30 protein-coding genes and 1 riboswitch are annotated in these 21,413 nt (G+C 47.1%); of the genes, 8 read left to right on the top strand and 22 right to left on the bottom strand.

Features of this window, described 5'->3' with window-relative positions; all coding sequences use genetic code 11:
* Positions 1-37 precede the first annotated feature (37 nt).
* Positions 38-484 (top strand): DUF4385 domain-containing protein, encoded by a 447-nt coding sequence (locus tag KNO73_RS11455; RefSeq protein ID WP_211782115.1) that lies wholly within the window; start codon positions 38-40, stop codon positions 482-484.
* On the opposite strand, the gene KNO73_RS11450 is transcribed toward KNO73_RS11455, so the two are convergent.
* The 8 genes from KNO73_RS11450 to tenA form a co-directional block, all read right to left on the bottom strand.
* Positions 481-924, bottom strand: coding sequence for a GNAT family N-acetyltransferase (locus KNO73_RS11450; protein ID WP_215112502.1), 444 nt, complete (start codon positions 922-924; stop codon positions 481-483). The two genes, KNO73_RS11455 and KNO73_RS11450, sit on opposite strands and share 4 nt — an antisense overlap.
* Before the next feature lie 62 nt (positions 925-986).
* Positions 987-1,436 carry an OsmC family protein gene (locus KNO73_RS11445; protein WP_031421969.1) on the bottom strand — a complete coding sequence of 150 codons (450 nt, stop codon included), beginning with the start codon at positions 1,434-1,436 and terminating at the stop codon, positions 987-989.
* A 42-nt stretch (positions 1,437-1,478) separates the two neighbouring features.
* Positions 1,479-3,044 (bottom strand): GGDEF domain-containing protein, encoded by a 1,566-nt coding sequence (locus KNO73_RS11440; RefSeq protein ID WP_214687665.1) that lies wholly within the window; start codon positions 3,042-3,044, stop codon positions 1,479-1,481.
* Between the two features lie 111 nt (positions 3,045-3,155).
* On the bottom strand, positions 3,156-3,794 hold the full coding sequence (locus KNO73_RS11435; RefSeq protein WP_214872941.1) for an SDR family oxidoreductase: 639 nt from the start codon (positions 3,792-3,794) through the stop codon (positions 3,156-3,158).
* A 25-nt stretch (positions 3,795-3,819) separates the two neighbouring features.
* The gene (gene thiE / locus KNO73_RS11430; RefSeq protein ID WP_214774084.1) at positions 3,820-4,461 is read right to left on the bottom strand and encodes a thiamine phosphate synthase; all 642 of its coding nucleotides are present in this window, start codon (positions 4,459-4,461) and stop codon (positions 3,820-3,822) included.
* Positions 4,430-5,269: a bifunctional hydroxymethylpyrimidine kinase/phosphomethylpyrimidine kinase gene (thiD, locus tag KNO73_RS11425; RefSeq protein WP_215112501.1), complete on the bottom strand. Its 840-nt coding sequence runs from the start codon at positions 5,267-5,269 to the stop codon at positions 4,430-4,432. Before thiD ends, thiE begins: the two co-directional genes overlap by 32 nt.
* Positions 5,266-6,057, bottom strand: a complete 792-nt coding sequence (gene thiM, locus KNO73_RS11420) for a hydroxyethylthiazole kinase (protein WP_215112500.1) — start codon at positions 6,055-6,057, stop codon at positions 5,266-5,268. Before thiM ends, thiD begins: the two co-directional genes overlap by 4 nt.
* A complete protein-coding gene (gene tenA, locus KNO73_RS11415) occupies positions 6,054-6,728 on the bottom strand; it encodes a thiaminase II (protein ID WP_031421962.1) in 675 nt (224 codons plus the stop codon). Before tenA ends, thiM begins: the two co-directional genes overlap by 4 nt.
* A gap of 88 nt (positions 6,729-6,816) precedes the next feature.
* Positions 6,817-6,921: riboswitch (TPP riboswitch) on the bottom strand.
* Positions 6,922-7,048: 127 nt separating this feature from the next.
* Between tenA and KNO73_RS11410 the strand changes: the two genes are divergently transcribed.
* Complete coding sequence (locus KNO73_RS11410) at positions 7,049-7,453, top strand: ion channel (protein WP_240499863.1); 405 nt, start codon at positions 7,049-7,051, stop codon at positions 7,451-7,453.
* 7 nt (positions 7,454-7,460) lie between these two features.
* Here the strand turns inward: KNO73_RS11410 and KNO73_RS11405 are convergent, their stop codons facing one another.
* From KNO73_RS11405 to KNO73_RS11395, 3 genes are read right to left on the bottom strand one after another with little or no spacing between them, the layout of a single operon-like run.
* Positions 7,461-7,613, bottom strand: a complete 153-nt coding sequence (locus KNO73_RS11405; protein ID WP_012727577.1) for a hypothetical protein — start codon at positions 7,611-7,613, stop codon at positions 7,461-7,463.
* A gap of 50 nt (positions 7,614-7,663) precedes the next feature.
* On the bottom strand, positions 7,664-8,491 hold the full coding sequence (locus KNO73_RS11400) for an aminoglycoside 6-adenylyltransferase (protein WP_215112499.1): 828 nt from the start codon (positions 8,489-8,491) through the stop codon (positions 7,664-7,666).
* Positions 8,488-9,090 (bottom strand): pentapeptide repeat-containing protein, encoded by a 603-nt coding sequence (locus tag KNO73_RS11395; protein WP_215112498.1) that lies wholly within the window; start codon positions 9,088-9,090, stop codon positions 8,488-8,490. The genes KNO73_RS11400 and KNO73_RS11395 overlap by 4 nt, the downstream gene beginning before the upstream one ends.
* A 55-nt stretch (positions 9,091-9,145) precedes the next feature.
* Between KNO73_RS11395 and KNO73_RS11390 the strand changes: the two genes are divergently transcribed.
* Positions 9,146-9,595, top strand: coding sequence for an NUDIX hydrolase (locus KNO73_RS11390; protein ID WP_215112497.1), 450 nt, complete (start codon positions 9,146-9,148; stop codon positions 9,593-9,595).
* A 2-nt stretch (positions 9,596-9,597) separates the two neighbouring features.
* On the opposite strand, the gene KNO73_RS11385 is transcribed toward KNO73_RS11390, so the two are convergent.
* The gene (locus KNO73_RS11385) at positions 9,598-10,275 is read right to left on the bottom strand and encodes a YjjG family noncanonical pyrimidine nucleotidase (protein ID WP_214685239.1); all 678 of its coding nucleotides are present in this window, start codon (positions 10,273-10,275) and stop codon (positions 9,598-9,600) included.
* A gap of 85 nt (positions 10,276-10,360) precedes the next feature.
* Positions 10,361-10,720: a hypothetical protein gene (locus tag KNO73_RS11380; protein WP_214685238.1), complete on the bottom strand. Its 360-nt coding sequence runs from the start codon at positions 10,718-10,720 to the stop codon at positions 10,361-10,363.
* Positions 10,721-10,847: 127 nt separating this feature from the next.
* On the opposite strand from KNO73_RS11380, the gene KNO73_RS11375 reads away from it, so the two are divergent.
* On the top strand, positions 10,848-12,305 hold the full coding sequence (locus KNO73_RS11375) for an aldehyde dehydrogenase family protein (RefSeq protein WP_078147818.1): 1,458 nt from the start codon (positions 10,848-10,850) through the stop codon (positions 12,303-12,305).
* 37 nt (positions 12,306-12,342) lie between these two features.
* Here KNO73_RS11375 and KNO73_RS11370 read toward each other — a convergent pair whose 3' ends face one another.
* From KNO73_RS11370 to KNO73_RS11355, 4 genes are all read right to left on the bottom strand, one after another.
* Positions 12,343-12,681 (bottom strand): zinc ribbon domain-containing protein YjdM, encoded by a 339-nt coding sequence (locus KNO73_RS11370; protein ID WP_078147819.1) that lies wholly within the window; start codon positions 12,679-12,681, stop codon positions 12,343-12,345.
* Positions 12,682-12,747: 66 nt separating this feature from the next.
* Positions 12,748-13,260 carry a GNAT family N-acetyltransferase gene (locus KNO73_RS11365; protein ID WP_215112496.1) on the bottom strand — a complete coding sequence of 171 codons (513 nt, stop codon included), beginning with the start codon at positions 13,258-13,260 and terminating at the stop codon, positions 12,748-12,750.
* A 92-nt stretch (positions 13,261-13,352) separates the two neighbouring features.
* Positions 13,353-13,682 (bottom strand): four-helix bundle copper-binding protein, encoded by a 330-nt coding sequence (locus tag KNO73_RS11360; protein WP_012727586.1) that lies wholly within the window; start codon positions 13,680-13,682, stop codon positions 13,353-13,355.
* 78 nt (positions 13,683-13,760) lie between these two features.
* Positions 13,761-14,372: a protein kinase family protein gene (locus KNO73_RS11355; protein WP_214685236.1), complete on the bottom strand. Its 612-nt coding sequence runs from the start codon at positions 14,370-14,372 to the stop codon at positions 13,761-13,763.
* A gap of 148 nt (positions 14,373-14,520) precedes the next feature.
* On the opposite strand from KNO73_RS11355, the gene KNO73_RS11350 reads away from it, so the two are divergent.
* The 3 genes from KNO73_RS11350 to KNO73_RS11340 all read left to right on the top strand — a co-directional run bounded on the left by KNO73_RS11350 (position 14,521) and on the right by KNO73_RS11340 (position 17,932).
* Entirely contained in the window at positions 14,521-15,417 is an 897-nt protein-coding gene (locus KNO73_RS11350; RefSeq protein WP_078147822.1) for an aldo/keto reductase, read from the top strand.
* Positions 15,418-15,703: 286 nt separating this feature from the next.
* On the top strand, positions 15,704-16,969 hold the full coding sequence (locus KNO73_RS11345; protein WP_078147823.1) for a hypothetical protein: 1,266 nt from the start codon (positions 15,704-15,706) through the stop codon (positions 16,967-16,969).
* Between the two features lie 105 nt (positions 16,970-17,074).
* Complete coding sequence (locus tag KNO73_RS11340) at positions 17,075-17,932, top strand: pirin family protein (protein WP_078147824.1); 858 nt, start codon at positions 17,075-17,077, stop codon at positions 17,930-17,932.
* A gap of 39 nt (positions 17,933-17,971) precedes the next feature.
* Here the strand turns inward: KNO73_RS11340 and KNO73_RS11335 are convergent, their stop codons facing one another.
* From KNO73_RS11335 to KNO73_RS11320, 4 genes are read right to left on the bottom strand one after another with little or no spacing between them, the layout of a single operon-like run.
* Entirely contained in the window at positions 17,972-18,274 is a 303-nt protein-coding gene (locus KNO73_RS11335; RefSeq protein ID WP_012727591.1) for a hypothetical protein, read from the bottom strand.
* Positions 18,275-18,278: 4 nt separating this feature from the next.
* Entirely contained in the window at positions 18,279-18,752 is a 474-nt protein-coding gene (locus KNO73_RS11330) for a GNAT family N-acetyltransferase (RefSeq protein WP_168169880.1), read from the bottom strand.
* Between the two features lie 2 nt (positions 18,753-18,754).
* Positions 18,755-19,051, bottom strand: coding sequence for a hypothetical protein (locus KNO73_RS11325; RefSeq protein WP_078147826.1), 297 nt, complete (start codon positions 19,049-19,051; stop codon positions 18,755-18,757).
* A gap of 57 nt (positions 19,052-19,108) precedes the next feature.
* Positions 19,109-19,633, bottom strand: a complete 525-nt coding sequence (locus tag KNO73_RS11320) for a GrpB family protein (RefSeq protein ID WP_214685232.1) — start codon at positions 19,631-19,633, stop codon at positions 19,109-19,111.
* Between the two features lie 146 nt (positions 19,634-19,779).
* On the opposite strand from KNO73_RS11320, the gene KNO73_RS11315 reads away from it, so the two are divergent.
* Entirely contained in the window at positions 19,780-20,331 is a 552-nt protein-coding gene (locus KNO73_RS11315) for a TraR/DksA C4-type zinc finger protein (RefSeq protein WP_251024977.1), read from the top strand.
* Between the two features lie 44 nt (positions 20,332-20,375).
* Here KNO73_RS11315 and KNO73_RS11310 read toward each other — a convergent pair whose 3' ends face one another.
* Positions 20,376-21,359 (bottom strand): M23 family metallopeptidase, encoded by a 984-nt coding sequence (locus KNO73_RS11310; RefSeq protein WP_078147828.1) that lies wholly within the window; start codon positions 21,357-21,359, stop codon positions 20,376-20,378.
* Between the last annotated feature and the right edge of the window lie 54 nt (positions 21,360-21,413).

The raw sequence follows: 21,413 nt of genomic DNA, 5'->3' as shown, positions 1-21,413 counted from the left end.
CGACCTAATGGGAAACGTTAGGCGAGGAGGAATGAACATGCCATTTGACTATGATTTAAATTTTGATGAAATCGACTTCCGAAAACAACCCGAACTGTACCGGGTCGGTCGTGGCGAACAAGGTGTGCTACTTGTCGAACCGTATAAAAGTGAAATTTTGCCTCATTGGCGATTTAAGACGCCCGAGATTGCGAAGCAATCTGCCGAAGAAATCATGGAATTGTTTGAAGCGTATCGTGCGAACGACGATTTCGTCGGGATGGACATGTCCCGAAAGTTCATCCAAATGGGTTACACACGAGCCCGACGCTATGCCAATTATAAAGGCGGTCGTAAATATAAAGAAGATGGTGACATCCATGAGCGCGAAATCGACGAAGAGAAGGCAGAGTCTGCCCGCATCTTCAAAACATATTGGGATCAACTTCGTGCCGATGAGGATTATTTGCGACGTAAAAAGGCACATCAGAAAAAATATGGTTAATCGCGTACCATCACTTGAAACGGAATCTCATTTCGCTCGAACGATGTGATCGTACGAAATCCAACCGTTTCGTATAGATGAATCGCTCGTTCGTTGAAGGAGGCGACAGTCAAGCGAAGCGGTTTTCTCCGTTCCATCGCTCTCTCCATGACGTATGTCACAAACGATTTTCCATATCCTTTCCCCGTCAAATCAGGTCGCATCCCCAATCCGATGTCCGTGAAATCTGACGAATATGGATATGTCGAATTGGGCACTTGAGCCGGGGAACCGATGCAATAAAATCCAATCAGCTCATGCTCCTCTACAATCGCCTGATACGTCATCAACTCGGCGACTCCCTCTTCAGAAGGCGATTGATTATAAAAGTCATAAGGAGCTCCGTACGTCCATTCTTGAATTTGTCCTGCCCATTCACACGTCATCGGTCGGTGATGCATGCGTCTTCCCTCCGTATTCTTTTCTTACTTCCTATGTAAAAAAGATGAGGTCGCCCCCATCCTTATTTCCGAGTCCATTCTGCCGTCATCGCTACGTCTGCTGCATGCATGAGATTATGAATCGGACAACGTGCCTCGACAGCCTTTCTTAATGCTTCGATTCGCTCATCCGATTCGGTCGTATCCAATACGATTTTCATATGTGTCGACTCAAAGTAAGTTCGGACACCTTCCATCCCTTGGAATCCTCGAGGATCGAGCGTCCCTTCTGTCACGAACTCGACCCCTTCATACTCAAAGTTCAAATCCTGAGCGGCATAGGCAATCATGATGGTCGTACAGGACGACTGGGCACCGAGAAGATACTCGAGCGGATTCGGACCCTTGTTCGTTCCACCGAGTCGTTCTGGCTCATCTACGATAAATGGAGTGTGCTCGCCTACACGTACAGTCGTCTTGACGCCTCCGGCTTCTCCCTCGGCGCGCATCGTCACTAACGGTCTTTCTGACATGTTGCATCCTCCTCTCCATAATCAAACACTTCTATTTTCCCTTTATTTCGGACCATGTAACGCTTCGTCATAGATGGCATAATCATTTTTTCCATCTTGCTTGATCTGATACATCGCTTGATCCGCTTTATGGATCAACGTGTCTAAATTTGTTCCTTGGTCGGGAGCATGACTGACCCCAATACTCGCACGGATTGGAATCGTCACATCGGACGTGTGGTAAGGGTTTTGATTTAACGTCATCTGAAGTTCGTGAATAAATGCAAGCACTTCCGATTCTGTTAAATCCACTAAATAAATATAAAACTCATCCCCGCCAACACGAGAGGCCAAGCCAACGTCTCGTGTCGACGCTTCCAGCAATCCACCCAAATGAGTTAAGAAATAATCTCCAATCTGGTGACCGTACGTATCATTGACTGCTTTAAAACCGTCCAAATCAATAATCAATAAAGACAGCATCGAGGAACTAAGCAACGCCTGGTCTGCGCGTTCATAAAATGCACGTCGGTTGGCCAACTTCGTCAGTGGGTCATGATAGGCAAAGAATCGGATTGTTTGCTCGGCCTCTTTAAACGAGTGGACATCCCGAATGATAATCATCCCGTGAATCGTGCGGTCGATATCGACAAAATCCCCATCAATGACAACGTAAAGCTCTTGCCCAGATTTCGTCATAATCTTCGTTTCGAATTCTATAAACTTTTTACGTGTCCGAACATGTTGGTGATAGTGTTCCACCCATTCTGCTTTTTTCTTTTCTGGCAACAAATCGATAAACCGTTCATTCACGACACGGACAGTGTGAAATAGCGTGCGTGCGGCCGGATTCGTACTTTCCACCCTCCCATCCGGGTCAATCAACAAGATGGCGGATGGATTTAAATTATAAAGTGTTCCATATCGTTTTACATAAGAGGTTAAGAAGTCTAAACGATTCATTGCAACTACCAATGCTACCGCCCAAACAAGCCCCCCATACATGTATGAATAGGGTGGGATCAACCCACGAAATTGAAAGTAGCCGAATACAATATCCCATATTAGTACGGCATTTGCAGTCCAAAAAAGCATGCGCAATACGCGTTGGTGTTCTCTTCGTTCCGCACGCTTCAATGCATAAAAAATGAGACCAATAATCAAGATGTGAAAAATGTTTCCGACGGTCAACGTAGTTAAATACGATGAGTTGAACTCAGGATAAATCCAAATGCCTACTTGTTCAAACTGTTGACTGTTGATGATATTCTCCTGACGGACATACGTCAACACAACAGGAATCAATGGTAAATAGACGACCCATGGATACAACCACTTCGGTGCCTTTGCGCCGACGCCTGTGATACTTAATATGAAATGAACAGAGAAGATAAAAATGAAAATCCCAGCGTTCCCAAACCAATAGGCAATGAGTGCCGGACTGTATTCAATCGGCGATAGATGGCGGACAAATTCAGCCAAGAAGAGCATCGAATAACCGAACACAAACAGGCTCAGCAAACGATGCTCGACTTTATTCGGATTTCGTTGAAAGACATCGAGTGCTAAAAAGCCGAGTAAAAATGACGGCAACAAATAGACCGCCAGATAAATGAACATCTCGGTCATGCGGAACCTCCTCACCTGTTCGTATTCTTCTATTTCGTTATCCTGCGTTCTTTTCCCTCTTTAACGCGACAAAAAACGGGATGAACCACATCCCGTTCTTCATTCGACACATTATAACGTTTCTTCGATTGGGGTATCCCCTTTGATCAAATCAATCGCTTTGTTCTGTGCATTTGCATGGTTATGGAGGACATGCACCAAGAATGATGCCACGTCTTCGCGTGGAATCTCTCCACTTCCCTCGAATTGCGTGTTCACTTTGCCCGTTCCTGCATCATCTGTCAATGCACCCGGACGTACAATCGTGTACGTGAGTCCACTCTGTTCGAGTAAACGATCGGCATGATGCTTCGCTACGTAGTAAGGTTTCATCGAATCTGGCCAAGCCGAGCGATCCTCTGCTTTCAAGGCACTGACCATGACGAAGTGTTTGATGTTCCCGTTCGCTTGTGCCGCCTCGATACTCTTTGCTGCACCGTCTAGGTCAATCAAGAGCGTCTTGTCTGCGCCGGTACTTCCACCAGAACCAGCCGCGAACACGATGACGTCCATTCCATCGATGGCTTTCTGTAAATCTTCTACCGAACCTTCAAGGTCACCGAGTACCGCGTTGTATCCTTTTGACTTGAAATCCTCGAGCTGCTCTTCTTTACGAACCATCGCTGTGACGTGATGCTTCCCTTCATTGTGTAATTTTTCGACAAACTGACGGCCGATCTGACCGTTTGCACCGATAACAAATACGTTCATCTGTCTTCCTCCTCAAAAATTGAATTCATAGACAAGCGAAACGCCGGGTAGCCGTTGCTACATCCGGTGCAGAAGCGATGGCAGAGATGACGGCAACACCGTCAGCCCCGTCAGCCATAATAGCAGGGACATGCTCTGGACGAATGCCCCCGATCCCCACAATCGGAAGCAGTGGGTGGTGTCGGCGAACTTGTTGAATCAGTTCCGTACCACGCACTTGTCCTGCATCCAACTTACTTTGCGTCTCATGAATCGGACCGATGCCGACATAATCTGCAAATGGAAGAGCCATTCTGACTTCCTCCATCGTATGGACAGACACCCCCAACCATTTATCTGGTCCTAGCCGTTCTCGAACCTGTTTGGCAGGTAAGTCATCCTGTCCAACGTGGATGCCATCCGCGTCAATCGCGAGCGCCAAGTCGACGTCGTCATTGACGATGAACGGAACACCCGCTTCTCTACACAGACGGTGGAGCGTCCTTGCCATTGCTTCTTTTTCATCTCCATACAATGCATCTTTACCTTTTTCGCGAAATTGAAAACATGTCACACCACATCGAAGAGCCGTTTTGACGGTCGCTACCAAATCAGATGCATCCGTCGTTCCACACACAAAGTAAAGGCGAAGCTGCTTAGCGAGCGCTTGTTTCGTACATGACGTCAACGGTAATCACCTCTTCTTTCGCTAAACGATGTCCCCAATGATTCGTCGGTCCATGCCCCTGTCCAATCGATAATTCATGTGTAATCGCTTGATGGATAAATTGTTTTGCATCTACGACTGCTTGACGCAATGTCTTCCCATATGCCAGTTCGGCCGTCAAAGCTGCAGAGAACGTACATCCCGTCCCGTGCGTATCTTTCGTTTGGATTCGAGGTGCTTTTACACGGAACGCTTCAGTTTCACTCATAATTAAATCAACGGCTTCCACATCATCCGCGTGCCCACCTTTGATAATGACGGTATCGACCCCAAGGGCTCGAATCGCCTGCGCGGCTTTCATACGGTCTGCCTCCGTTCGAATGTCCATTCCCGCTAAGACTTCTGCTTCAGGAATATTCGGGGTCACGATGGTTGCCTGCGGTAGCAACTTCGTGCGCAGTGCTTCGACTGCACTAACTTGCAACAAGGAAGCGCCACCTTTCGCCACCATGACCGGATCGACCACCACATGTTCGAAATGATATCGTTCGAGCTCTTTCGCTACCGCTTCAATTCGTTCCGCATCCACCAACATCCCGGTTTTACAAGCGGTGATGTTAAAATCATCCGCTACCGCATCAATTTGTTGGATAATCATTTCCGTGGAAATCGCCTCGATTCCATGGACCCCAAGTGTGTTTTGGGCGGTAATCGCAGTCAACACACTCGTCCCGAACACACCGAGCTCTTGAAACGTTTTTAGATCGGCTTGAATCCCAGCTCCGCCCCCTGAATCAGATCCTGCAATCGTCAATACTTGCGGTCTCATGATGTCGACACCTCGATTCGATTCGTCGGGATTGTATATTGCGTCAATTGATGGAGTGCATTTAAAAAGTGAATCGGGAAGTCTCCCGGCCCTTCTGCCCGTTCACTCGCTAGCTCCCCACAATAGGCGTAGCCTGACATGGCGGTCACCGTCGCTTTGAGGGCATTCTTTTCGACTGCCAAGCAAGCTCCGACCACCGCACTCAGTAAACACCCTGTACCAGTCGTCTCAGTCATCCGTTTCGTCCCACCTCGGACTTCCATGACGACATGTCCGTCACTGACCATATCTTCTTTTCCAGTCACGGCCACGACACATCCGTATCGTTTCGCTGCTTCAAGCGCCAATTGTCTCGGCTCGCATGCACCGTCACCCGCATCGACACCACGAGCCGCCCAATCGACGCCAATCAATGTCGCAATCTCTCCTGCATTCCCTCGAATGACCGATACACGAACATGACGCAAAATGCGTTCGACCACATCTCGTCGAAATGACGTCGCTCCGACACCGACCGGGTCGAGTATAATCGGGCATCCCGCTTCGTTCGCCGCCTGTCCTGCGCGAATCATCGTCGCTTCCGTCATCGTTCCAAGTGTACCGATGTTAAGTACGAGCGCGTCGCTCACGAATGTCATCTCTGCTACTTCTTCAATCGCGTCTGCCATCACTGGAGAGGCGCCGATCGCGAGCAGTCCATTCGCTGAAAAATTCGCCACAACCGTGTTCGTGATGTTGTGAATCAATGGCGCCTGCTGTCGAATCTCATTCCAAATCTCATGTCTCATTGGTTGACCTCCTGCGACAATGTCCACGACTCAAGCGTCCACGCCATTTCCCAAAAAGCGACTTCGTAATAGCAACTCTTCAAGAACAGTTTCGTATAACGTACACGTTCCTCTTCCGTCGCTTGACCAGCCAGTTCATCCAACCGATCAATTTGCTCTTCCACCAGTTCGCGGAACCATTCAGAGCCGTATGTCGCAATCCAGGCCGAATAAATCGGATGGTCCGGACGCTTGTCTTTCAGACGTTCACCAATCTCGTAATACACCCAGTAGCATGGAAGAATCGATGCCAGCACGTCCCCGAGAGTCGGTCCTGCCTGTTGCATATGGAGCGCATACGCATAAGCGGTCGGTGCTGGCTCAAATGTCGCCAATTCGACATCCGTCACGTTGAGCATCGTAAAGAACTCTCGATGAAGGGAGAGTTCCGCCTCAATCGTGTGTAAGGCATGCGTCAAAAAGCGGCTCGATAGTTCCATCGTCGGTGCGAGGGTTGCCCCTTTCGCCTGCACTTTTGAAAACTGATTCAAATAGTATGAGTCTTGCATGACATAATGTCTGAACTTCTTCTCATCGAGCGTCCCTTCTCCGAGTGAACGAACAAATGGGTGATGAAAGCTTGCCTCAAACAATCCATCCGCTTCTTGACGTAAGTGATCTGTAAATTTCATACTAACTCCCCCTTATAAAAGATAAAAAGACGCCGCCTCCCATAACGGAAGCGGCGTCTCGAACAGTCATATATAGGTGAAGCCATATGAGTCGTCTCGCCCACTTCCCTACGCTAGCGTGAACTAGATCAGGTTCGAAGGGTCTGGACCTTGTCCATCTCAGCCGCGTGACGCGACTCCCCTAGTGGCAAACATTATGAAATTCAGTCGTCTTCGACCACATTCTATCAATCTTTTGATCAATTGCAAACCTTTTCCGATTCTGTTTTTCATTCATCGCTTAGGGAATGGATAAATGAATTCATTTACATGAAAAGGATGTGTCCGGATTGAATACGATTTTATTAACCATTGCGTTACTCTTCATCAGTTTGAACGTGTTTTGGTTTTTCAAACGTAAAACGTACAAGCAAACAGGATTTGATGGGAGATTGTTCGCTCAGTTGTTCGTTAGCCTACTTGGTGTCATGTTAGGATTCACATTGATTTATTATGCTTTGTCTCGTGATTCAGTCATTCTTGTGACTTCACTCGAATCCATGAATGCCGTTGAACCGACTTGGGAAAACCTCCTGTATTTCAGCGGGGTCACTTTATTATCAATCGGATTTGGTGATTTGTTGCCGATTGGTTTGACCCGATTATTCGCCATCATCGAAGGCGCCATCGGTATTTTGTTACCGAGTGCCTTCTTCATCAAATCGATGTATCGAAAAGACAAGTGAACATGTCCTAGCGCCCCGTGATGAGTAAGAACATATTAAATGCGACGAGACCAAGGGGAAGCATCGCAACCAAAATGATTGGCCATTTCTTTAAACGAATGCCGACAAAGAGGACAAGACTTCCGACTAGAAGAGCAATAAATGTCGTATATGGGTTCATGAAAAAACGCTCCTTTCTCTATAAGGAGCGTTTCCCGGCTCTCGGCCTCATTAATCGTTCGAATGTCGAAGTGTAGCACATGCGGCACGGACGCGTCTGGCTTCTTCTTCCCGGAAGACGAAATCACCTTGTTCCGCGACACGCTGCGCGCAAAAGAAGAAGAGTGATTGCAGGCGGTCATGTGTGTCTTCAATGGCACTCAACTCAGCTGAAGCGTATGTTGCCGTGAGCATCTCCCATAACTCTTCCGGCAAGTGGTCGCGGATTCCGTCACCGGACTTCCCAAGATTCACGGAGAATTCCGTCGCATAGCCAATGTTCCACTCCATCATCTGACGGAGCATATTCCGCATGATATCGAGGTGGTCGAGCGCGTATAACACCTGGTGTCGCTTGATTCCTTTGACAACATAAAGTGACACCCACCAAAACTCATTCCAACATGCCGCATACTCGTCAGCAGACGGACGTTTCACACGATACGACATGTCTGACGGCGTGACGACCGGATGATGATCTCGGTCAAAGATGATTTGACTGAGCGAGTCGGCTTCAAGCATGGTTTCAAGTTGATCCACACTTCGAATCGTCAAATCAATCCGATGTCCGTCCACATATTGCACTAAAAACGTTACAAGTCGTTCGGAATCAGTCGTTTCAGGTGTCTGCATGATTAAGACCTCTCCAAACGTGTCAATCCAAGAACGATCAATCGCAACCGCTTGAACGTCTTCCACATAAAAGGCAAGGTCGACATCCTGATATGGATCTGGTTGGATATTCGGATTGACGAGTGAACCGTTCAAGACGACCGTTCGAATCTGTTCACGTTCTTTTGCGAACGCAATCAACTGCTCAATGATTTGTTCTGGTTTCATTCTACAATCGCCCCCAATGAGCGCGCGACTTGAATCGCCTGCATCGCGTCTAGTTTTGTTTGTTGTAACGTCACGTTCGAAAAATCAACCCCATCGACGAGTGCTCCTTTGAAGTCGGCACCACGGCACACCGCATGTTGGAGTGTCGCACGGGTCAAATCGGCCTGATGCCAAACCGTCTCGGTCAAGTCCGTTCCATAAAGGTCCGCCTCGACCAAACGAACGTGGGACCAATCCATCTTCTTGAGCGACACGTGACGAAGGTTGACGAATGACCAATCCCCTTCCGTTACATGGACGCCCTCAAACTGACTCTCCTCAAAGGAAGATCCCGTCATTTTACATTGCTCAAACTCACTCGTGAACAAATTGGCACCATGGAATTGACAGTTTAAAAATGAACTCCCGACATGACGGGACGCATTCCATTTTGAATCCGTGAAGTCGCAGTTGATGAACTGACAGCGTTCCGTCTGTAGTTCCGTCGCATCAACGTATGTGAAGCGACAGTTCTCGAACGTAACGTGTGACAACACTTCGTCACGGAGTGTCACGTCACGAAAATCTTCATCTCGATATTGCGTATGTGGTTGAAACATATGATCCCTCCTTCAGGTATACTAGAACAGATTACAATGATTGGAAGTGATATAGATGGATCTCGTATTTCCTACTGAACATGGCGTTTTCAATTACCGCGTTGCCGGTATTTTTGTGAAAGACGGTCACGTATTGATTCACCGAAACGTCCGGGATGACTTTTGGGCATTACCCGGCGGTCGCGTCACGCTCGGTGAAGAGGCCGCAACCGCCCTCGCACGCGAGTTACATGAAGAATTGAACATGCACGTGACTGATACCACGTTCGCTTTCGTGCATGAGAACTTATTTACGTACAACAATCAGCCGTTTCATGAGATTGGACTGTACTTTTATGTAGACGGTGACCTCCCGCTCCAAGACGGAGACTTTTATGGACCTGAAGGAGATCACCTGATTTATCGTTGGATAAAGCTTGACCGTCTACAAGACGTCACGCTTTATCCGGAAATACTCGCTCAACTCCCGAACCGTTTGCCAACTCATTCACTCAATCCAGCTTGAACTTAGAGTAGCGATTTCAACTCGTTTAAATGTCGAATCTCATACGTTGACTCGATCGTCGCGGCCACTTCGTTTGGATTGAACCAGCAAGTATCCAAACCATACATCCGCCCACCGGCGATGTCTGCCGTGACTGAGTCGCCGATGATTAAGCCCTTCTCTGGCTCTACATTCGGGATTCGGTCGAAGACGTAGTCAAAGAACGGTTTCATCGGTTTTTGCGAGCCGGTCGCATCCGATACGAAGATGTCTTGGAAGTACGGCAATAGTCCCGATGACTCTAGCCGTTTGAATTGCGTCTCTGTCACACCGTTTGTGACGATATAGAGTGGATAGTGCGCGCTCAGCGTTTGGACAATCTCTAACGCGCCTTCAATCATGTGTACGCCTGCATGTAAGTAGTCCCGATACTGCTGTTCGACCTGCGGACCGTCCACCGTGAGTCCGAGCGAATCAAACAGTTTCGTGTGACGACCGATGAGTACTTCTTCACGATCCACTTCGCCGCGCTCAAATGCGCGCCATAGGCCGCTATTAATGTCGACATACCGCGACTTCACCTCATCTGTCATCCGCACGTTGAAGGATGCAAGTAACTGTTCCAAGGCGACATGTTCACTTTGTTTAAAGTCTAGTAGTGTGTCATCAATATCAAATAAAATCGCTTCATAACGTTTCATATCTCTTTCTAACCCCTCTCTTCGTCTTAACTGTACAGGAAGTAGAATCGAACATCAAAAAAGGGAAATATCATGCATCCCACTCTCAATGTCTATTAGATGACTCGTTTGATTTTTGACCACCATGATTAATCAGAATCACGAGTGTCCCAATCAATATCACGACCGACCACATATGAACAATCCCCATTAGATTTAACGGCTTGAAGAAGTATCCCCAATCGTTCTCAAACAAGTAGGCAAAATAAACCGACACACCATATGATCCAAGCAAGGAAGCTAATACAAAGCGTATTCGTAAATGTCTCAAAGATTGCTTCGTTACCCACCAAATGACAATCGGTACAATTAAATATCCAAATGGAAAACCCCAAACATAATCCATTGCCGCCACAAAAAACGCCCAAGGCACGAAGAGGAATAAACTCACACAGAAAGTTTTCATCGTCTGCTCCTAAATTTGTTGAATTTATTTGATTCAAGTTTACCAAATCCAAAACATTGACATGTTTATTTTTCTAAAACAAGTGAATACTTCTTATGGTGAAGAAAAAATAAAGGAGTGTTCAAATATGCATACAGATTTTACGAACATGTACATCAATGGTGAGTGGGTAAATGGCTCAAGCGAGAAGTCGATTGACAACGTTAATCCATTCTCGAACGAGACTCTCTTCTCGATTCAATCAGCGGATGAAGAGGACTTGAATCGTGCTTATGAAGCAGCAAAAGCGTCTCAGTCGGACTGGGCCGACATGCTTCCACAAGCACGCCGTGAATTGATTGAGAAGTTTGCCCAGCTGACGATGGACAACAAAGACTTTATCGTCGATTGGCTCGTGAAAGAGTCCGGTAGTACACGCATCAAAGCAGAGAGTGAGTTCGCCGCATCAATGGCCATCATCAAAGAAGCCGCGACATTCCCTTTCCGTATGGATGGGCTCATCAAACCATCGATTGTGCCGAATAAAGAGAACCGGGTATATCGCAAACCACTTGGGGTCATCGGCATCATCAGCCCATGGAACTTCCCATTCCACTTGGCTGTCCGTTCAATCGTGACAGCTCTTGCAACCGGAAATACGGTCGTCGTCAAACCGGCCACTGCGACACCGGTCACGGGTGGTCTCCTATTCGCATCCCTCTTCGAAGAAGCAGGACTTCCAAAAGGTGTGCTCAACGTTGTCGTCGGACGAGGGTCTGAAATCGGGGACGCCATCGTCGAACACCCAATCCCGCGCCTCATCTCGTTCACAGGTTCGACCGAGGTCGGTCAAGGGATTGCAGAAAAGGCAGGTCGTTTGTTGAAGAAAACAGCACTTGAACTCGGTGGGAATAACGTGTTTGTCGTTCTCGATGATGCCGACCTCGACCGTGCCGTCGAATCAGCCGTCTACAGCAAGTTCTTCCACCAAGGACAAATCTGTATGTCGACGAACCGAATCCTCGTCGCCGAATCGATTCATGACGAGTTCGTGAATCGTTATGTCGAGCGCGTTAAACAGTTGAAAGCAGGTAACCCGAATGAAAAAGATACGCAAGTCGGCCCGCTCATCGACCACGATCAAGTCGATCGCATCTTAGACCAAATCGAGAAAACGGTTGATGCCGGTGCGACCGTTCATACTGGCGGGACAGCGGACGGCAACGTCCTCGAACCGACCGTCCTCAGTGGCGTCACGAATGACATGCCGCTCGCGAAAAACGAAATATTCGGTCCTGTCGCGGTCATCCTTTCGTTTAAAGATGACGAAGAGGCTGTCCGTCTTTCGAACGAATTACCGTACGGATTGAGCGGTGCCGTCCATGGCTCGGTTTACCGTGCAACCAATTTTGCACGAAAAGTCGAAACTGGCATGATTCACGTCAACGATCAGTCGGTCAACGATGAACCGCACATGCCGTTCGGAGGCGAGAAAAACTCTGGCCTCGGACGCTTCAACGGTGAATGGGTACTCGAAGAGTTCACGACGCTTCAATGGGTGTCCGTCATGCATGAACGTCGCGAGTACAAACCGTTCTTCTCGTAATACAAAAAGTGTTTCGGCAACTCGCCGAAACACTTTTTTAGATTTTCTTCACGAACTCCGACTTCAGTTTCATCGCACCAAGTCCCTCGATTTTACAGTCGATGTCATGGTCACCTTCCACGAGTCGAATCCCCTTCACTTTCGTTCCTTGTTTGACGACAAGCGAGGTCCCTTTCACTTTTAAATCCTTAATCACGGTGACGGTATCTCCGTCTTGAAGCGGATTTCCGTTCGCATCTTTGATTTGTGACGCCGCTTCCGCTTCTGCCGCCTCACGCGGTGACCATTCATATGCACATTCCGGGCATACGAGCAACGGACCATCCTCGTACACATAAGATGATTGGCATTTAGGGCAATTCGGGTACTCAGTCATTCCATTTCCTCCATTCGATTCACTCGTTCCAGTATGTCGTATGGTGGCTCAGTCTTTCTAGACCGTTCACCCTTCGGTAGGCGATGGAGGACCGTCTAAATCAAGTTGATAAAACGATAAATCGAGCCATTTGCCGAATTTATATCCGGCATTTCGAATCGTACCGGAATGAACGAATCCAACTTTTTCATGCGCACGGATACTCGTCACGTTCGATGCGTCAATTCCACCAATCACCGTTTTCATTCCTCTCACTTCGGCGATACGGATGATTTCTTTTAACAGTTTGTTGCCAATGCCTTTCCCGCGGTAACCGGGATGCACGTAGACTGAATGCTCGACCGTATAATGGTACGCTGGCCACGGACGGAATGGCCCGAACGTCGCAAACCCCATGACGACGTCATCCTCGACCCATACGATGATTGGACAATCTTGTTCTTTCTTCTCCTCATACCATGCCACTCGATTCTCGAGTGTCACCGGTTGATAGTGATAGACGGCCGTACTGTTTACAATCGCATCATTGTAAATATGTAAAATCATTTGAAGATCATCTCGTCGACAATTGCGAATCATCCCCATACCACCTTTTCGTTTTTTTCATTATACGAATCCCCTCTTCAAAAGACACGAAAAAAGTGACCGGTCCCATCAACCGGTCACTCAAATCATGCGGCTAAGCGGTCACACATCGAGGCGCATTCAGTACAAACTCTTGCGCATTCTTGGCAATGTGCGTGCTTATGTTTCCCGCACTCCTGTGCGCATGCTTTACAGATGACCGCACACGCTCGCGCGAGTTCAGGAACGAATGCCGAGTCACGCGTCATCGCCTCGGCAAGAAACGCACAGGCAGCGGCACATTCGCGGTCGAGTCGGATACAATCGACCATCATCTGAACATCTTTTTCTTCTAAACAAGATTCCAGGCAGTAGTTGCACGTTTCTACACATTCGTGGAGCATTTCAAGTTCGTTCGCATAGATCCGGTGAGCCATACATCATTCCCCTTTCGCTTCCTCAACTTTAGACACATTACTCCTGTTCCCTAATAAGCGAAAGAAAAACGACCCGGTTCAAGAATCCGGGTCGTTCACGAACTTACGATACAAGTAAGCGATTCGATTCAGCAGTGACTCATCATATTGTTTCGGCATGAAACGATAGCGATACAATCGATACATCCGCTTCAAGTCTTCCCACTGATGATCGATTTGTTGCCCTTGTCTGAAACGTGCCAAATCAATCAAGAAAATCTGCCCGTTCGGTGTCAAAATGATATTACGCAAGTGAACATCCGATGGCGTTAGTCCTAATAACCGTGCTTGTCGAAGCGCTTCATCCACTACCTCGATGTAAGAAGGGTCAATCCAGACGCCTTCCGTCAGACACTCAAATAGCGTCTTTCCTTCGATGTAATCCATAACGATATATGACGCACCGGACTCATAGCACTTCGGAAAGTAAGGGAGTCCCTTTAGTTTTTTATAGATTGCTGCTTCTTCGGTTGCGATTTGTTCATAGCCTGGAAAGAACACTTTAATGACACGATTCTTCTCCTTTAAACGAAACACGGCCGCACTTCGTCCAATTCCATGTAATCGAAGATCTGGGTGCATCGCGGCTACCTGAAACGAGTCACCCACCCGCTCGAAGGTGACGTCCGCATATTGTTCATAGTCACTCATCTGTCACGCCTCTTTCCTATTTCTCTTCTCTCTCATCATAGCGCATACAAGCTCATTTGACGCCAAAACTGCTCGAGTAGGTGACAAGTGACGTCTTTTCTCGTAAGACGTATAATGAAGAGCGACTGACAACCAAGGAGGAGTTACTATGCAACGCATCGCTTTGACAGAAGAATTATCATTCTCACGCATCGTCCATGGAATGTGGCGTCTCGCTGATTGGGACATGACCCCACAGGAACGCCTCACGTTTATCGAACAATGTCTCGAACTTGGCATCACGACATTCGACCATGCAGACATTTATGGCGGTTACACATGTGAAGGTTTATTTGGAGAAGCCTTAAAGTTAAAGCCTGAACTCCGAGATCAAATGGAGATCGTCACAAAGACAGGAATTAAATTGACGGGGTCATTCAACCCAGGTCAAACACTCAATTATTACGATACGACAAAAGAGCATATCATCGCGCAAGCAGAGCGTTCGTTAAAAGAGTTGGCCATTGACCACATTGATACATTACTCATCCACCGTCCAGATCCGCTGATGAATCCGGATGAAGTTGCCGAAGCCTTCATCACCTTGCGCGATAGTGGTAAAGTACGTGAATTCGGTGTATCTAACCATGTTCCGGCTACACAGAACTTGCTTCAATCTCGCCTTCCATTCCAACTTGTGACGAATCAACTCGAACTCTCTCCGATGCAATTGAAACATTTTGAGGATGGATCGGTCGATTTGTGTCACGAAAAACGAATGCCACTTATGGCTTGGAGTCCACTAGCCGGTGGTCAACTCTTCAAAGATGAACAGTATGCACCCCTTCGTGAAAAACTCGAGGAAATTCGTGCACGTCACAATGCAAGCGGAATTGATTCGATTGTGTATGCATGGCTCGTCAAACACCCTGCGAACATTATGCCGATTATCGGATCCGGAAAAATCGAGCGCGTTCAGACAGGAGTCGACGCCCTTCAAATCGACCTCACTCGTGAAGAATGGTTCGAAATTTTGAAGGCGGCACGCGGTCGAGATGTTGATTGAAGGAAACTTCATCAAATAAATCCCAGTGAATTATAAAGTGATAATTTAGAAGAATAATCGGCTTTTTTCAATGTCTCGTAATATCAACGTTTTTTCGTCAAAAATCGACATACAAAAAAAGTTAAAAAGTAAAAATAAGTCATAAATGGTTTTATACCCCGTCCAGTTCAAGTTGGACGGTTTTTTTGATTTTTTTTCGAAATAACAAATTAATTTTCCTAAGACTAAAGTCACAAAAAATTGGTGCTAGAATGGTGAAAGTGATTCATCGAAGGAGAGTACCGATGTGAAAAAGTACCTGATTTTCAGTACCCTCGTCATCCTGTTTTTCTTATTCGGATGCGAGGAAGAACGCGCACTCCGACTCCAACCCGCTCCTGAATATTATCAAGGACGTGCCCTGTTACCAAACGGACAACAAATTGAAATGCCCGAATCGGATCGTGCAGCGATTATCGAGTTATGTCAGCCTGACAACGCGATTCAAAGAATTCCAAGTGGTGAAAGACATTGGCTCGGGACGGTCACATTGAACCAACCGTTGACTAATGCCGCCACCGAATCTTCTTTTCCAACCGCAACTTTTTTCACTGTCGAAGATAAATCATATGTCCAATGTCAACTCGATTCCGTCACATATGCCACCGAAATTAACACGCTTCCTGAAAGTTTAAACGATGTTCAATATACGGCTGAACCTTATCCGGATGTTCCGAAATTCCGATTTGCTGAGCCCCATGAATATGAGCATTTCGCACAAGAGATGAAAAAGCCGATAGGTAATGAGCCCTATCCAGAAAGAAAAGGGATCGAGCATACACTTTTCCATATCACGATGCCTTTCAGTGGTGAATTTGAACTGACCTTTACATCGTCCGAAGCCAAAGACCGCCTCGTCATTCCTGTCGAATCAACAAGGCATCCCTATTTGTCACTCGGGCTCGGGACAGAAAAGTCTGATGAGGTGTTACAATACGCGATTTATACGAGCCGAGATCAAAATGACTATCAAGAAGTATTGCGACCGAAAGAAGCGCATATTTCACAAATGTTCGGAGCCAAAACAGCTCCGCAACTCCCTTCGGTTCTTGTACCGGGTCACGAGTATCCACTCTACAGTTTTACGTTCATGAAAAACGGAACGGCCCATCGTCAGAACGTCTCCTTGACGTATCATGAACCCAAGTTGTTGTATGGAAAAGAATTGAGTGAACAAATTCACGACAAATTAAGTAGTCAACGTCATGTCATTTTTCATGACTTGGCACTCCTTGGAACGGAATCAAAAGATGCCTCCTTCCTACAACATGTCGGTCAAGATGAAATGGAATTTATTTTTGGCGCCATCAAACGAGCTAACGCGACCGCCTATGCAGGCAAGACCGCTTCCACACCTTATGTGACCCTATTTCAAGGGATATGCGCCCAAACGTTTGATGTTAGCTATGATGGTGCAGATGTGTACGTGACCAATTCAGAGACAGGCGCCCATTTTAAGCTACTACGTGAGGATGCCATCAAGTGGTATAACCTGTTTGAACAAAACACTTAATCTGACAGATGCGAATGCGTCTGTCTTTTTGCATATTCATGAAGCAAATATAGTACGATGAGACATATTTTTTGGGAAGATAGGAAGAGAAAGGAGTGAATCTTTGTGACAAATCCATTTATACGTGACGTGAACCATCATTGGCGCGTCTCCTATCGACAAAACGGGTATCCCCATGTGCAACAGGGCTGGGTGTTACCTCCAGAACAAAAAGAGGAGTTCGATCCATTTATTTTGATGGCAGAAGACTGGTTCAAGCGTGGGACGTTTTCGGACCATCCCCATCGTGGGTTTCAAACAATCACGTATGTCATCGATGGTCGTCTAGAACATATTGATAATCATGGGGGACATTCGATTTTGGACGCCGGTGATGTTCAGTATATGAACGCCGGATGGGCCGCTAGACACGCCGAAGAAGCGGTCGACGATGATTTGATCCATACGCTGCAGCTCTGGTTGAATTTGCCGAAGTCATTAAAAACAACAACCACTTCCTATCAGAACGTATACGTCGAGGACGCACCCCTCGTTCCTTTCGACGGCGGGCAGCTTCGTGTCTATTCCGGCGAAATCGCGGGTGTAAAAGGGCCGATGGAAAGTCTCGTCCCCATCACGATGACAGAAATAACGCTGAAAGAAGGTGGCGAATACGAACACATCTTGCCTGCGAATCATAACAGCTTTTTGTACGTACTCGCTGGTTCAATTGAAGTTGGGTCTTCCAAAATCCCGCTCAGTAAAACTGATGTGGCGACACTGACGTTCGATGAAACATCTGAAGCGATGAGCACACTTCAACTGAAGGCCACGACGCGTACACGGGTGCTCATCTATTCCGGAAAACCGATTCGCGAAGACTATATTGCGCATGGTCCATTCGTGATGAACACGGAAGAAGAAATCCGCCAAGCTTTCCGCGATTATCATAGCGGCGGGTTCGGGCCCCCAGCCGTCAAATAAACAAAGGGAGCCTCTCGACTAGAGAGCTCCCTTTTCTGATTATGATCGATCTGGTTGTAGGACCGTCTGTTGTGTTGGAACATGACCGATCGGGACAGTCCGTTCGACGAGAACGTAACGCTTGCCCTCCACTTCAAACTTGCGGTCGCCAAGGTAGTGAGCGCTCTTTCCATCTTCGTATAGTTTCGACAAGATAGCAGGTACGTACTCTTCTAGTTTTGTATAGTGCTCATCGAGGGTCATGACGATATTGCCACCCTTATATCCGAGCCAGTAACTATAAAAGAACCAACCTAACGACAGAACTCCGAGAATTCCTAATCCAATTGTGAGTAATTCCATCATGTTATTCCTCCAATTTTTTCATAACAATCTGACGTTTTGGGGTGAACCCGATTTCGCCATAAAACGAGGCGGCATCCGTATTACTCATCCAGTAATCTAGTTCAATCGATCTGAATTGGTGGTCAAGCGCCCATTGCTCCATCCATTCCATCACACGTCGACCGTAACCGTTCCGTTGATACATGGGGTCGATACTGATGTGATGAACATACACCACGCGAACAGCTTGACGAAACGCGTTCGCCTCACCCACTTTCTCTTCGAACCATATGTAACCGATTGGAGTTGCTTCAAGCTGCATCACCATATAGTGATGGCCGGGTCTTCCAATCAGTGTCGAAAAGGCTTCGTACATCTTCTCTTCCTCATACTCCGCAAAAAAGGTCGGATTCATATGGACGTGATGCTCATGGATGGAACGATTCAACCGTGCGATGAGACGGGCATCAATCGTAGGGATAAATGTGATCTCCATCATCAGGTATAGTTTGAATGGTTTCGATCTTCGTTTACACCGTGCGGTTTTTCAGTTCCGCGCAACGTATGCTCACTCGAAGCCTCCGTTCCTTTCCCATTTAGGCGACGTTGAAGCGGACGGGCCAAAAAGTAACCAATCAAGAGCGAACTAGGTAAGACGAGAAAAAATGTACCGAGCAATGTCAACATGTACCCTTTGTCCGAGTCTCCGGCAATCGCGCGGAGGACAAAGAACAGACCGACGAAAACAAGTGCGGCCAAAGCATATTCCACACATTTCCCGAGAAATCGTTTCACACGACATCTCCCCCTTCAAGGTTTGATGTATTATACGACCATTTCCATAAAAAGGTTTCACACGTCTTGATTTTCTTTATACCACTTCGTCGCCAACCGTTCCGTCTCGATGACCCAGTCATGCTTTCCTTGAATGTATCCTTCCATGTCTTCTGGGTGCTGTGCCGCAAGTTGAAGCTTCAGCTCACCATACGCATCGCGAACGTCAGGATAAGCTCGCAAGTAATCCCGGAAGGCAAGGTGTCTTATGACATCCGGATTCCCTTCTTCAAACACATGCACGTGAACCGTCCGTTCTTCTTCTCCTTTACGGAAATAGCGACGCTTCGGAATCCCATATTCACCAAGTCCACGGTACCCGAGTGCCTCCATCCGCTCCGTGTAGTCATCGACTCGTTCGATGTCCCGTACGACCGGCATCATGTCGATGATTGGTTTTGCAGCCAATCCTTCGACCGATGTACTTCCAATATGATGGATCGCGACAAGCTCCTCTTCGAATAACCGACTCAATTTACCAGCCTCTTCTTCAAACTTTTGATTCCATTCTGGATTGTATTTCACTACTTCGACTTTTCTCATGATTCGTTCCTCCTTTTTTAAAAGAACTCTTTATTCTCATCATACCCTTTCTAAACATCGCTCGACATGAGGGATTCCACTTCAAATGGTTTGTACACAAATAAAATGGGAAACCTTATATTAATGACTTGAGAACTGGAGAGTGAATGGATATGTTGACTGAAGAACAAATCGAAACGTTTAAAAAACGATTATTGAAAGAAAAAGCAAAAACCGAAGGATACATGGATAATCGGGAAGAGACATATGATGAAGGAGAGCTCTCTCATTACGACAACCACCCTGCCGACTCGGGCGAAGAGCTCTTTTTACGAGAGCGAGACCAAGCCCTTAATGAGCTCGATGAAGAGTTCTTGAGTGACGTCGATAAGGCGCTATTAGCCATTCAGAATGGGACATATGGACAATGTGAAGTGTGTGGGAAAGACATTGAACTAGACCGTCTGGAAGTCATTCCAGAAGCCACCCTTTGCATCGAACACGCCCGGGCACAAGAAGAGGAAGAACACGCGCATGAAGTCGATCGACCGGTTGAAGAAGACGTGTTGAACCCTAATGAGACAGCTCGACGCAAAGAGTTAGACGGAACGGATCAACCTGGTCAAAAAACGGACGCCTTCTCCCAAGTAGAAGACTACGGAAGCTCAGATACGATTGCCGACAGCGAAGGCAACCACGATCCGACGCGCGAACAGTAAAAGATGCCCTGACCTCATTCGAGAGGCTCAGGGCATCTGTCTGCTTAAAACGTGGCTTTTACCGGAGAAGCACCACCGAGGCGCTCCGCCAGTTTCATCGGGTCGACGGCATTCCCAGCTGAACTAGCCGAGAAATTGTAGTCCCCTTTATAAATCTCAAAGTGTAAGTGCGGACCTGACGAGTTGCCCGTGTTTCCGATTTGACCGATCGGTTCGCCTTGGCGTACTGACTGACCTGTCTTGACATCCACTTTGTGCAAGTGTGCATACACGGTCGTCCATTTTTGACCGTCTACGTTGTGTTCGATTTGTATGTGGTTTCCATAAGGTCCACTGGAGCTGACTTTTGTCACTTTTCCAGCTTCCGCGGCGTATACAGGTGTACCTGTTTTGGCAGCAATATCGAGACCATTATGGAATGTGTATCCGAACTGTCCACTCGCCGAACCGAACCCTTGAGAGAGGCGACCTTCCGCCGGCATTAAAAACCGATCGGGTGCCATCGCTTCATACCGTTTCTTTAAATCACTCAACTGATTCGTTTGTTTCTTATATTGTTTCGACTTTTCGTCATATGACGCTTTCACGTCTTGACGTGTCGCTTCAATTTGCTCTTGTTCTTCTTTCAGTTGCTCCAATGCTTCATTTGCTTGGTTTTTCTTTTCAACAAGCTCTTGATGTGCTTCTTCCGCTTCAGCGGCTTCCGCTTTCGCACTCGGCAACACCGAAGAAACGACTTTTGCGAAGAGCGACTGTTCTGCAGGAATGAGTGACTCCTCCACTTCTTCTAATTCTTTAGAAGTTCCTTCAATTTTATCTCGCAATGCCTCCGCCTTATGGTCGACTTGCTTCAACTTCGTTTGAATGGCGTGAATGGATTGTTTCGTATCTTTAACCTGCTGCTCCGTTTGTTGCAATGACTTTTCCGTTTGAACGAGGTCTTGCGGGGACATGTTGTCGGCAGATGCGATTTGTCCTTGGAATAAGAGAACACCAACACCCGCTGTCATGATGAGTTGTTTCCACATATATATAATAAACCCTCCAAATTAATACATTCATGAGCTTCAAAAAAGCTACAT

This window comes from Exiguobacterium sp. s83 (assembly GCF_018617095.1).
GTDB classification, from domain to species: domain Bacteria; phylum Bacillota; class Bacilli; order Exiguobacteriales; family Exiguobacteriaceae; genus Exiguobacterium; species Exiguobacterium profundum.
The sequence above is the reverse complement of the archived record's forward strand: the minus strand, read 5'-3'. Positions and strand labels throughout refer to the sequence as shown.